The sequence below is a fragment of the Pseudomonas phytophila genome, from assembly GCF_025643095.1.
Taxonomy (GTDB): Bacteria; Pseudomonadota; Gammaproteobacteria; order Pseudomonadales; family Pseudomonadaceae; genus Aquipseudomonas; species Aquipseudomonas quasicaspiana.
In genome coordinates this window covers 5,756,506-5,768,988 of the sequence record NZ_CP081201.1, presented here as the reverse complement: position 1 = coordinate 5,768,988, position 12,483 = coordinate 5,756,506, and the positions used below count along the sequence as shown (strand labels likewise).

Genomic DNA, 12,483 nt, shown 5'->3' with positions numbered 1-12,483 from the left:
CTACTTCATCGGCTTGAGGCTCCTGATCTTGAGGCGGCTCGTATCAGGTTCTGTGCCGCTTGACGCACGTGATGAAACGCCAGCGGCGTGCGGTGCGCCGTGGTGTTTGATTTGTCGGCGCTCAAGGCATCTGAGGTGCTTGCCAGCACTGCAATTGCGCTGCCCAGAAACGCTCAAGCCCGGCAGATAGCCGGGCTTGAGGTGTGTGGCGACTGCTTGCCGAGGGTCAGACCTTGAAGTGGCTGACCAGCATTTGCAGCTGATTGCCCAGGCGGGCAAGTTCAACGCTGGATGCGGCGGTTTCTTCGCTGGCCGAAGCGGTCTGCTCGGAAACATCTCGTACGTTGATGATGCTGCGGCTGATTTCCTCGGCCACTGCACTTTGCTCCTCAGCGGCTGCGGCGATCTGCTGGTTCATCGCCTGAATGTTGGAAACCGTCAGGGTGATGCTTTCCAGCGAGGTACCAGCCTTACGAGTCAGGGTTACGCTGCTTTCGGTCAGTTCACGGCTGCTGAGCATGATGCTTGAAACCTGACGGGTGCCGTTCTGCAAACCGGCGACCAGGGCTTCAATTTCCTCGGTGGACTTCTGAGTGCGCTGCGCCAGGCCGCGAACTTCATCAGCCACCACCGCAAAGCCACGTCCGGCTTCACCGGCACGTGCTGCTTCGATCGCAGCGTTGAGCGCCAGCAGGTTGGTTTGTTCGGCAACGGCCTTGATCACGTCCATGACCTTGCCGATTTTGTCACTTTCCTGTTCAAGCTGGGTCATCGCGTCGGAGGAGCGGCCCACTTCAGCTGCCAGACGCTCGATCTGCACAATGGCTTCGCCAACAACCTTGTCACCGTTACGAGCTTCTTTATCGGCGACCGATGCTGCTTGAGAGGCCTGTTCGGCGTTACGCGCCACTTCCTGCACCGTGGCCGACATTTCGTGCATCGCGGTGGCTACTTGATCGGTCTCGACCTTCTGGCTGTTCACACCGGCGCTGGTCTGTTCGGTAACGGCAGACAGCTCTTCAGCGGCGCTGGCAATTTGCACAACGCTGTCTCGAATATTGCCGATCAGGTCGCGCAGTGTAGTGCCCATGCGCTGAATGCCTTGTTGCAGCTCGCCCAATTCATCGCGACGGGTCACCACCATGGTGTGCGACAGATCGCCAGAACCAATGCGCTCTACAACTTCCAGGGTGTCTCTCAGCGGACGAGTAATCTGACGGGTGATGATAATTGCTGCCAATACACCCAGCACCAGTGCAAGCAAGGTGCAGATCAGCTGCATATTGCGGGCGTCGGCGCTCTCGATGTCACGGCGGTCCAGCTGGATTTTGTACATGTCATCGCTGAGCTTGACGATGGTCGCGCCCTGGGTCGTCATGTTCTTGCGCAATACAGCGAGGTTGCCAATGGTGGTCTTGAAGGCCATCAATGAATTGCGGTACTCACCCAGTTCGGCTTCCAGCTGTTTGAGGCGTTCAGCTTGTACGCCGCTGAACGTCGACTGTGTAGCCTGCAGGCCTTTGATCGCGTTCTCGATTTCGCTTAATGCTTTCTGCTCGTTCTCCGGCGTGGTGCTGCCGGTGTAACCACGCGTCGCGTAACGCGCCAGCATCAGGTCCTGTTTGACCTTGCTGATGGCTTGATACTGCTCGAAGCGGCGCTCGTCTTCTGCGCCGAGGCTCAGTACGTCTGCGTAAAGCTGATCAATCAGCGCGGTGCCTTTGTCTGCATGGCCGCCCATTGAATCGCGCGCGCTGTTGCTGGCCTTGTAGCCAGAGCGCATGTCAGCGAGGCCTTTTTCATATTCGGCGATTACAGTGCTCAGTTGCTTCAATAGCGCAATGTTTTCCGGGCTCTTGAAGCTTTTCAGCAGTTTTTCCTGCTGTGCCTTGAAACCGTCCAAAGCGACCTGAACGCTCTGGGCTACGGTGTCGTCGCCGTCGGCAACCATGTATTGCAGGCGTGCGACCCGCAATTTGGTCAATTGGGCATTGAGTTCGGTGATGTCACTCATCCAGTTACTACGGTCGATGAGTTTGCTCAGGCTGTTCCAGCCAGTCAGAGCGAGGATGGCAGTAAAAACAAGCACCAGCCCAAAACCAAGGGCGAGCTTCATGTTGACGCTGATGTTGGCAAACCAGCTGTTCATTGTGTTTCTCCACGAATTTTTTGCTTTGAAGATCAATCACAGCCGGAGCATTATTTTTTTAAGGCAGCGAGGGCATCTGTACAACACCCTATCGGCACTGACTTTCGAACCTTAATGGCCGACTGTCAAAAAGCAGGACAAAGTTTCAAGCAGTTGTTTGATCAGGCTTTTTAGTGTGCCGGTTTGTGATCGGACGTCATACTTGTCGAGGAGAATGGCTAATGATAATTGGATCCAATTATCGCGCTTAATAACTGGGTGATTATAACTTTGTATATATGTGCTGAGTGAAACAACTTTATTACGGACAAAATTAAGCCCGGCACTAAGCCGGGCTGTAGAAAAGCAGATCAGAAATCAGCTTAGGCGATTTGCACCTACGCGATCAGCACCATCAGCAGCTACACGGTTTGCACCGACATGGTCAGCACCATCAGCGGCTACACGGTTTGCACCTACGCGGTCAGCACCATCAGCGGCTACACGGTTTGCACCTACGCGGTCAGCACCATCAGCAGCTACACGGTTTGCACCTACGCGGTCAGCACCATCAGCAGCGACGCGATTTGCACCGACGTGGTCAGCACCATCAGCGGCTACACGATTTGCACCTACGTGGTCAGCACCATCAGCAGCTACACGGTTTGCACCTACGCGGTCAGCACCGTCAGCGGCGACGCGATTTGCACCGACATGGTCAGCACCGTCAGCAGCGACACGGTTTGCACCGACATGGTCAGCACCATCAGCAGCGACACGGTTTGCACCGACATGGTCAGCACCATCAGCAGCGACGCGATTTGCACCGACGCGGTCAGCACCGTCAGCGGCTACACGGTTTGCACCTACATGATCCGAACCGCCTTCAGCAACTATCGGGGCGTTCAACTGGTTTTGTACATTTATGGCTGGAAGGGCGAAAGCACTTGCAGCCAGCAGGGAGAAGGTAAAGCCAAAAATCACGTTTGAAGTTTTCATGGTAGTTGCTCCAGATCGGTTAGTTGTTAACTCGGTATGGAGGCAATGCTACGCCGCTGGTATTTATTAAGAAGTCAATGCGATTACTACCCATCATCGTCCAAATTGATAGTTGAAAATGTCTCTAAAGGATCTGTCATTCTGGTCGATGACGATATGCACTCATACGGATACATTGCCCTTGAGCTATCAGCCACTGTCTTGCGCGAGCTCGGATAGTGCATCGGGTATCAATGTTCTTTGAATTACCCAACCGGATGGCAGCATGTGAGTAAAGCCCAGGCACCAGCGAGCCGTGACAAGGGCTCGTATAGCACCTTCTTTTTACCTCTCGGGGTGCTGCTCATCGGCGCATTTCTGTCCTATGGCCTGGGGGCACTGGATAACGCACGTCACCGCGACAATGATCGGGCTGGCCTGGCCCTTCAACTCAGCAGTCTCGGCACGCAACTGGCGGAGCGTGTGCGATTTGCGTTCAGCGGCACCGAAGGCATTGCTCAACTCATCAGTATTGACGGGAGTATCTCGCCTCAGCATTTCAGGCGTATGGCACACAGCGCTATTGACGCTGTGCCTTACATTCGCAACATCGTCATCGCGCCCGATGAAGTGATTCTGGATACGTACCCCCTGGCAGGCAATGAAGGCATCATCGGCCTGGACTATCGACGCCTGCTCAACCAGTACCCACTGATAGAAAAAGCCCGCGTGACCGGGGCCGCGTTGCTGGCCGGGCCCTTGACGCTGTATCAGGGGGGCAGGGAATTGATCTATCGCCGTCCTGTTTTCCTCTCTGCACATCGGGAGCATGAGGCTTACTGGGGCGTTATTTCCGTAGTCACCAGTACTGACGCCTTGCTGAAGGCAGCCGGACTTGAAGAGGAGGAAGGGCTGCAAATCGCGTTGCGCGGCCACGATGGCCTCGGTGCTGCAGGTCAGTTGATTTATGGTGATCCAGCTTTGTTCGACAGCGATCCGATCATGGTCGACGTCAGTATCCCCGGTGGCCGCTGGCAGTTGGCGGCCCTGCCCAAAAACGGTTGGGTAGAACGTTCAATCCTTGACTCCTCGCTTTTCCTCCTGGCAATTTCGACGTCCATACTGTTGAGTCTCTTCATTCTGCAGGCCAGTCTGAATCACCGACTTATTCAGCGGCGAAACGCCGAGCTGTGTAAAGAGATTACCGAGCGGGAAGTTGTGACCTCTTCGCTGATACAAAGTGAAGATCGCTTCCGCATGTTGTTCGAGCGTTCACCGGACCCCATCTGGATCAGGGGCCAGGATGGGCGGATCAATCTGGGTAACACTGCCGCAATGAAGGCCTTGGGGTTCGAGGGTGACTCGTTCCCCAGTGTCACCGTGGCCGACATCTCTCCACAGTTCCAGCCTGACGGGCAGTCCTCGGTAGTCAAAGCCGCAGCGCTTCGAGTCGAAGTAGAACGTGAGGGCTCGCTGCGTTTCGAGTGGGATCACAAACGTGTGGATGGCAGCGTGTTTCCAACCGAGGTGACGCTGTGCACCATGCAACTGGCGCAAGAGCTGGTGACTTACGCGATCGTGCGAGACGTTACGGTTCGTAGAGAAGCCGAACGCGGGCTTGAGCGGCTGGCTCACTTCGACTCGGTGACCGGCTTGCCTAACCGTGTGTTGTTTCACACGCAACTGATCCAGGGCATCGAGCAGGCCAAACGTCAGAACAACTGCATGGCCGTGCTGATGCTGGATCTGGATGGCTTCAAGATGGTCAACGACAGCCTGGGCCACCCGATGGGCGATCTGTTGTTGCAGCAGGCCACCCACCGCTTCGTCGACGCAGCAAGGTTTGGGGATGTTGTCGCTCGACTGGGTGGCGACGAGTTCGGCTTTATCCTTGACGGGCTTGAGTGCGAGGCGGACGTGGTACCGGTGGTGGGCAGGATCCTGCAGTCGCTGCACAAGCCATTCGATCTGGACGGGACCGCCGCGTTAGTGACTGCCAGTATCGGCGTCACGATGTATCCGGAAAACGGCACCACGGCCCAGGCGCTTCTGACCCAGGCCGATACGGCAATGTACGCCGCCAAAGAGGCCGGTCGTGACGATTTCTGTTTCTACCAGCCGCATATGACCACCCTGATTCAGGCGCGGGTGGCGCTGGAGGCAGCGATACGTCAGGCGCTTGAGCGCAATGAATTTGAAGTCTGGTACCAGCCCAAGCGCGATCTGAGAACTGGCAAGGTCGAAGGCGCAGAGGCATTGATTCGCTGGCGCAGCCCGACGCTGGGTCTGGTGTCGCCTGCCGATTTCATCTCGCTGGCTGAGCGCACAGGGTTGATCGTCTCGATCGGCCAATGGGTGCTCGACCAGGTGTGCAGGCAGTCGAGGCTCTGGCTCGACTCCGGGCAGTACAACCAGCACGTGGCAATCAACGTGGCCGTCATGCAAATAGAACGCAGCGATTTTGTCGAGGACGTACGGCTGGCCCTGGCGCGCTATGACTTGCCCGCCCGGGCGCTGGAGGTAGAGGTCACCGAAAGCCTGATCATGAATCGTCAGGAGCTGGCGCACACGGTGCTGAGTCAACTGCGCAACATGGGCCTGAGCGTAGCCATTGATGATTTTGGTACCGGTTATTCCTCTCTGGCTTACCTGAAAGATTTGCCTATCGACAACCTGAAAATAGACCGCACGTTCATTTCCGGTCTGCCTCATGACAAAGCCTACGTCGCCATCACTCAGGCCGTCATAGAGCTGGGGCATGCGCTGGGCTACACCGTCACCGCCGAAGGTATCGAAACCGTCGAGCAACTGGCGTTCCTGAGCGAGGCAGGGTGTGACACCGGGCAAGGCTATCTGATTAGCCGACCGATGCCGCTGGAAGAGTTTGAAGCCTGGTTGGCTGAGTCTGTGCTGATTTGAAAATCATGGTCTACAGTCAAAATGCCACCATTCATCGGAAGACGTGCACAAACCGCTCGCGCTGCCGACACGAATAGATAAGTGCACGGTCTATCGATGTACTTGACCAAAACTGGAAGGGATATCTGGTCGGTTATAACTGGTTGAACTTTCAGAGCCACGCCTGATGAATAAATCCTTGTTCGCCAATTTGCGAGCGCTCATGTCTGTGCCTCAAGACAACCCTGGATTGGTCAAAGCCCAATACATCGCGTTGTCCCGGCAACTGCCGATGATGTACTTCATCCTGCTGGTCAATACGCTGGTGCTGGCGGGTACTCATTACTCAGCTGCCCCGGCCTGGCTGGCGGTTTATTGCCCGCTGGTTATGACAGTGTTCGGTGTTATCCGTGCCGTGGAGTGGTGGCGTACGCGCACACGCACTGCCAGCCCGGCACAGATGCTGACCGCCCTGAAACGCACGAATCGCCTCGCGCCACTCGTTGCTGCGGGCTTTACAGCCTGGTCGCTGGCGCTGTTTCCTTATGGCGACAGCTACGGTCAGGCTCATGTCGCCTTCTTCATGGCGATTACGGTTATCGCCTGCATCTTCTGCATGATGCATTTGCTTCCTGCGGCGCTGGCAACCACGGTCGTGGTCAATACGGCGTTCGTGGTGTTCTTCGCCTCGACCAACAACATCACATTTATTGCGACCGCGATTGATGTCGTGCTGGTTTCCATCGCGATGCTCGTGATCCTCAAGGCCCAGTACGGCGACTTCAAGCGACTGGTCAACATGCAGGCCAGCACTGAAAGGCTCAGTAACGAGAACCGCCGCCTTGCCAATATGGACAGCCTGACCGGCCTGGCCAATCGTCGACAGTTTTTTTCTTTGCTCGACATCTTGCTTGAAGAAGCTCGGGTACAGGATGCGCGCCTGGCGGTCGGCTTGATCGACCTGGACGGCTTCAAACCGGTCAATGATCTCTACGGCCACAGCATTGGCGACAAGCTGCTGTATCAAGTGGGCCAGCGTTTGACGGGTTTATTGAACGATGGCGTGCATCTGGCTCGACTGGGCGGAGACGAATTTGCGTTGATCATGACCGATGCCAAAAGCGACGAGCAGTTGCGCGCTTTCGGTGAGCTGATCTGTGCACGGATGCGTGAGCCTTTTCTGTTGGTGGATATTCCGATCCAGATCAGCGCTTCAATGGGCATCGCGACCTTTCCCGACCTGGCCGTCAGCGAAACCGAAGTTTACGAATACGCTGACTACGCGCTTTACCAAAGCAAGCGCAACCGACCGGGCACGGTGTGCATGTTCTCCGGTGTACATCGTCAGCAACTGAGTCAGCAGGGTTTGACCGAACAAGCGCTGCGCAGGGCGAACCTGAATGAAGAGTTTCACGTGGTGTTCCAGCCCATCGTCGATATTCATAGCCAGCGAACCGTCGCGTTCGAGGCACTGGCTCGTTGGCGGAGTCCTGAGTTGGGGAATGTGCCGCCCAGTGAGTTCATTCCCATCGCCGAACGTATCGGCATGGTTAACCGCTTGACCGTGCCACTGTTGAGCAAGGCGCTGGAGGCGGCATCGTCCTGGCCTGCCGGTATTCGCCTTTCGTTCAACCTTTCCGCCCATGATTGCGGGTCGGAAGAAGCTGCTCAGGTCATTGTCCAGGCCATCAAAGACAGTGCGTTCGATCCGTCATGTCTGGATCTGGAAATCACCGAGACCGCCGTTATTCAGGACCTTGCCCAGACGCAGCGCGCCATCGGGCTGTTCCGCAGTCTGGGCTGTGGTATTTCCCTGGATGACTTCGGCACCGGGTACTCAAGCCTGAGCCAGATTCATGCGCTGTCACTGACCAAGCTCAAAGTTGACCGTACGTTTGTGACCGACATCCACCTCAACCCTGCGAGCTTCAAAATCGTCAAATCCCTGGTCGCGTTGTGCCAGGACATGCAGCTTGAATGCATCGTCGAAGGAGTTGAAACGGCAGCAGAACTTGGCGCACTGAGGAGCCTTGGTTGCATGTCCGCACAGGGCTACCTGTTTTCGCGACCGATACCGCTGGAGGAGATTGGAGGGTGGTTCGAGCATGAGCAGGTTTCTGCGGCCTAGTTCCTGATTCAAAAGCCTCTGTAGGAGCTGCCGAAGGCTGCGATGGCGGCGTGTCAGGAGTAAATGCTTCGCAGCCTTCGGCAGCTCCTACGGGTATTCGGTGGGCATGACTATTCTGCAAACATCACTTCCCGCGACCGCCCCAGCAGCAACCCCTGATTCAACTCCGTCACCTCCCGAATGTAATCCCACAGCACTGTAATCCGTTTCAGCTTCCTCAAGTCCTCCCGGCAGTACATCCAGAAGTGCCGGGTGATGTTCACTTCCTCGGCCAGTACCGGTATCAACCGCGAATCCTGAGCGGCAAGAAAACACGGCAAAATCGCCACTGCACGGCCTTGCAGCGCAGCGAGGTATTGGGCGATGACGCTGGTACTGCGTAATTGCGCCTGTGCACCCGGGAGCAGGTTGCTGAGGTAAAGCAGCTCCGAGCTGAAGGCCAGATCGTCTACGTAACTGATGAAAGTATGCTCGGCCAGATCCGCCGTGCTGTTGAGCGGTGTGTGGCTGTCCAGGTATTCCTGAGTCGCGTACAGGCGCAGGTTGTAATCGCACAATTTGCAGCACACATAAGGCCCATGCTCCGGTCGCTCCAGGGCAATGACGATATCGGCTTCGCGTTTGGACAGGCTGATGAAGTGCGGCAGCGGCAGGATATCCACCGAGATGTCGGGGTAGTCATCCAGGAAATGGCTGAGTTGTGGCGTGATGAAAAAACTGCCGAAACCCTCGGTACAACCGATGCGGATATGCCCGGATAACGCCAGGCCTGAGCCCGAAACCTGCTCGCAGGCCAAATGCAACGTACTTTCAATGGACTCCGCGTAGCCCAGCAGTCGCTGGCCCTCGGCGGTCAGTACGAAACCGTTACCTCGAGACTTTTCGAACAGCAGCGTGCCCAGCGAATTTTCCAGCGACGTAATGCGCCGCGACACCGTTGTGTAATCCACAGCGAGGCGTTTGGCAGCACTGCTTGCCTTGCGGGTACGGGCCACCTCAAGGAAAAACTTCAGGTCATCCCAGTTCAGACTGCTCAGGGAGGTGATGTTTTTTTGCATGTTGGTCCTGCTTTTATGTGCGTTCTTGTTAGAAGTTTGCACATCTATACTCCGATGCAGCCGGTAAACACAGAGCCTGTTGGAATGAATCTGTAGGAGCTGCCGAAGGCTGCGATGGCGTTGTGTCAGGCTTTACGTCTCGCAGCCTTCGGCAGCTTCTACAGGGAATGGATTTCGAAACACGAGGATTGAATTGCCCTAGAGCGTCACCCTGCAACCCCAGGCAACACCCCCACGACATAACACCCTGCACAACAATAAATAAGCGGAGGAGTTTATGAAGGACGCACTCACGGCAGACGCTGGCGCACTCGATGCCGGGCCCGCGAAAAAAGCCAGATCCTATCGCCTTGCCGGTGCCGCGAGCATGGCGGGCACGACCATCGAGTGGTACGACTTTTTCTTGTACGGCACGGCTGCCGCGCTGATCTTCAACAAAATCTTTTTCCCTGCACTGGACCCGATCAGCGGCGTTTTGGCGGCATTTGCCACCTACGCTGTGGGCTTTCTCGGGCGGCCACTGGGCGGGATCATATTCGGGCATTTCGGCGACCGCATCGGGCGCAAATCCATGCTGCTGATGACCCTGATGATGATGGGTATTCCGACGATCATCATCGGCCTGATCCCCACCTATGAACAGATCGGCTATTGGGCGGCGCTGATTTTGGTGGTCATGCGCTTTCTGCAAGGCATGGCGGTGGGAGGCGAGTGGGGCGGTGCGGTGTTGATGGCCGTCGAACATGCGCCTGAAGGCAAAAAAGGCTTCTACGGCAGTTTGCCGCAAACCGGTGTTGGTGCAGGCCTTGTATTGGCAACGCTGGCCATGGGCATGGTCGCCAAATTGCCCGAAGAAGACATGCTCAGTTGGGGCTGGCGGCTGCCGTTCATTGCCAGCATCGTGCTGCTGGGCGTGGGATGGCTGATCCGTCTGAAAGTGCCGGAGTCGCCGGACTTCGAAAAGCTCAAGAAAGACAAAATTGCAGTCAAGGTGCCGCTGCTCAAGGTGCTGCGTGAACACCCGCGGGAAACCCTGACGATCATCGGCGCACGGACTGCCGAGAATGCCTGGTTCTACATGTCAGTGACCTTCGCCCTGGCGTATGCCGCCAATCAGTTGCAGATCCCTCGTGCCGACGTCCTCAACGCGATTACTGCGGGTGCAGCGCTGTCACTGATCACCATGCCGTTTTGCGGCTACCTCTCGGACAAGGTCGGCCAGCGCCGGTTGTACTTCGCAGGTTTATTGCTGCTGTGCGCGTTTGCCTATCCGTTCTTCGCGATGCTCGGCACCCGCGAACCGCTGTTGGTCTGGTGGGCGATGGTGCTGGCGGTGGGTGTGGTGTTCCCGATTCTTTATGCCCCTGAATCATTGCTGTTCGCCCGACAGTTCCCGGCAGAAATTCGCTACAGCGGCATTTCGGTATCGGTGCAACTGGCGGGTGTATTGGGCGGCGGATTCGCACCGATGATCGCCACCAAGCTACTGGCCTATGCCGATGGCAGCCCGCATTACGTGATCGTTTATCTGGTGGGCATGGGCGTTGTGGCGCTGGTCTGCACCGCGCTGATGAAGCGCGACCCGCCTCGACACAGGGTGTCCTGAGCGAGTCCTGAATAACTGTTTGATTAGGAGATTTTCATGAACGCTTCCCCGAACAACAAGGACAACACCGTGGATCGAGTCAAGCTGCTGATCAATGGCGAGTGGGTTGAATCGCAAAGCACCGAATGGCACGACATCATCAACCCGGCGACCCAGCACGTGCTGGCTCAAGTGCCGTTTGCCACGACCGGCGAAGTGGATGCCGCCGTGGCTGCCGCGCAGAAGGCTTTTCAGACCTGGCGTCATACGCCGATTGGTGCGCGGATGCGCATCATGCTCAAGTTGCAGGCGTTGATTCGTGAACACTCGTCGCGCATTGCGGCAGTGCTCAGCGCCGAACAGGGCAAGACCATCGCCGATGCGGAGGGCGATATCTTTCGCGGCCTGGAAGTGGTTGAACACGCCTGCTCCATCGGCAGCCTGCAAATGGGCGAGTTCTCCGAGAACGTCGCAGGCGGTGTTGACACCTACACCTTGCGCCAGCCCTTGGGCGTCTGCGCTGGCATCACACCGTTCAACTTCCCGGCAATGATCCCGTTGTGGATGTTCCCGATGGCCATCGCCTGCGGTAACACCTTCGTGCTCAAGCCCTCCGAGCAGGACCCGATGTCGACGATGCTACTGGTTGAACTGGCAGTGGAGGCGGGTGTTCCGCCGGGCGTTCTCAACGTGGTGCATGGCGGTAAGGAGGTGGTGGATGCCATTTGCACCCACAAGGACATCAAAGCCGTTTCCTTTGTGGGTTCTACTGCAGTCGGTACGCATGTCTACAACCTGGCCGGTCAACACGGCAAGCGCGTGCAGTCGATGATGGGTGCCAAGAACCACGCGGTGGTGCTGCCCGACGCCAATCGTCAACAAACGCTGAATGCCTTGGTCGGTGCCGGGTTCGGTGCTGCCGGTCAACGCTGTATGGCCACTTCGGTGGTGGTATTGGTCGGCGCGGCGAAGCAATGGCTGCCGGACCTCAAAGCCCTGGCGCAGCAACTCAAGGTTAACGCCGGTAGCGAGGCGGGCACCGATGTTGGGCCGGTGATTTCCAGGCGCGCCAAACAGCGGATTCTGGACCTGATCGAAAGTGGCGTGCGCGAAGGGGCGAAGCTCGAACTGGACGGCCGCGACATTAAGGTGCCGGGTTTTGAGGACGGTAACTTTGTCGGGCCGACGCTGTTCTCTGGTGTCACTACTGAGATGCAGATCTACACCCAGGAAATCTTCGGTCCGGTGCTGGTGGTGCTGGAGGTCGACACGCTGGATCAGGCCATCGCGCTGGTCAACGCCAACCCCTTTGGCAATGGCACCGGCCTGTTCACCCAGAGCGGCGCGGCGGCGCGCAAGTTTCAGAGTGAGATCGACGTTGGGCAGGTGGGGATCAACATCCCGATTCCGGTGCCCGTGCCGTTCTTCAGTTTCACCGGTTCACGCGGTTCCAAACTCGGCGACCTCGGCCCTTACGGCAAACAGGTGGTGCAGTTCTACACTCAGACCAAGACTGTCACCAGTCGCTGGTTTGACGATGACAGTGTGAACGACGGGGTGAATACCACCATAAACCTGAAGTAGAAGGACAACTCTGTGGGAGCTGAGCTTGGTCTGGGCGGCATTCCGACGATAAGGGCACCGCAATTCCCTTTTAAACCGCGTCGCCCTTATCGCGGGCAAGCACCGCTCCCACATGAGATCCGGG

6 protein-coding genes and 2 pseudogenes are annotated in these 12,483 nt (G+C 57.0%); 4 read left to right on the top strand and 4 right to left on the bottom strand.

Annotated features, from left to right (window positions below):
* Window positions 1–226: 226 nt before the first annotated feature.
* The 3 genes and pseudogenes from K3169_RS29900 to K3169_RS29650 form a co-directional block, all read right to left on the bottom strand.
* Window positions 227–931 (bottom strand): methyl-accepting chemotaxis protein, encoded by a 705-nt coding sequence (locus tag K3169_RS29900; protein WP_410478228.1) that lies wholly within the window; start codon window positions 929–931, stop codon window positions 227–229.
* 198 nt (window positions 932–1,129) lie between these two features.
* Window positions 1,130–2,014: pseudogene (locus K3169_RS29895) on the bottom strand (methyl-accepting chemotaxis protein); the annotation flags it as partial.
* Between the two features lie 492 nt (window positions 2,015–2,506).
* Window positions 2,507–2,752 (bottom strand): annotated as a pseudogene (locus K3169_RS29650) (hypothetical protein); the annotation flags it as partial.
* Between the two features lie 642 nt (window positions 2,753–3,394).
* On the opposite strand from K3169_RS29650, the gene K3169_RS26070 reads away from it, so the two are divergent.
* Together K3169_RS26070 and K3169_RS26065 are read left to right on the top strand one after the other, a co-directional pair.
* Window positions 3,395–6,025, top strand: coding sequence for an EAL domain-containing protein (locus K3169_RS26070; RefSeq protein WP_263268763.1), 2,631 nt, complete (start codon window positions 3,395–3,397; stop codon window positions 6,023–6,025).
* Between the two features lie 166 nt (window positions 6,026–6,191).
* On the top strand, window positions 6,192–8,132 hold the full coding sequence (locus K3169_RS26065; protein WP_373562219.1) for a putative bifunctional diguanylate cyclase/phosphodiesterase: 1,941 nt from the start codon (window positions 6,192–6,194) through the stop codon (window positions 8,130–8,132).
* A gap of 110 nt (window positions 8,133–8,242) precedes the next feature.
* Here the strand turns inward: K3169_RS26065 and K3169_RS26060 are convergent, their stop codons facing one another.
* Window positions 8,243–9,190: a LysR family transcriptional regulator gene (locus K3169_RS26060; protein ID WP_099269025.1), complete on the bottom strand. Its 948-nt coding sequence runs from the start codon at window positions 9,188–9,190 to the stop codon at window positions 8,243–8,245.
* Window positions 9,191–9,467: 277 nt separating this feature from the next.
* Here K3169_RS26060 and K3169_RS26055 point away from each other — a divergent pair, with 277 nt between their 5' ends.
* Window positions 9,468–10,796, top strand: coding sequence for an MFS transporter (locus tag K3169_RS26055; RefSeq protein ID WP_122805778.1), 1,329 nt, complete (start codon window positions 9,468–9,470; stop codon window positions 10,794–10,796).
* A gap of 36 nt (window positions 10,797–10,832) precedes the next feature.
* Window positions 10,833–12,359, top strand: a complete 1,527-nt coding sequence (locus K3169_RS26050) for a CoA-acylating methylmalonate-semialdehyde dehydrogenase (protein WP_263268762.1) — start codon at window positions 10,833–10,835, stop codon at window positions 12,357–12,359.
* Window positions 12,360–12,483 lie beyond the last annotated feature (124 nt).

Coding starts and splice junctions, on each gene's coding strand:
- K3169_RS29900 (WP_410478228.1), bottom strand. CDS start 931: ATGTCGGCCACGGTGCAGGAAGTGGCGCGTAACGCCGAACAGGCCTCT.
- K3169_RS26065 (WP_373562219.1), top strand. CDS start 6,192: ATGAATAAATCCTTGTTCGCCAATTTGCGAGCGCTCATGTCTGTGCCT.
- K3169_RS26060 (WP_099269025.1), bottom strand. CDS start 9,190: ATGCAAAAAAACATCACCTCCCTGAGCAGTCTGAACTGGGATGACCTG.
- K3169_RS26055 (WP_122805778.1), top strand. CDS start 9,468: ATGAAGGACGCACTCACGGCAGACGCTGGCGCACTCGATGCCGGGCCC.
- K3169_RS26050 (WP_263268762.1), top strand. CDS start 10,833: ATGAACGCTTCCCCGAACAACAAGGACAACACCGTGGATCGAGTCAAG.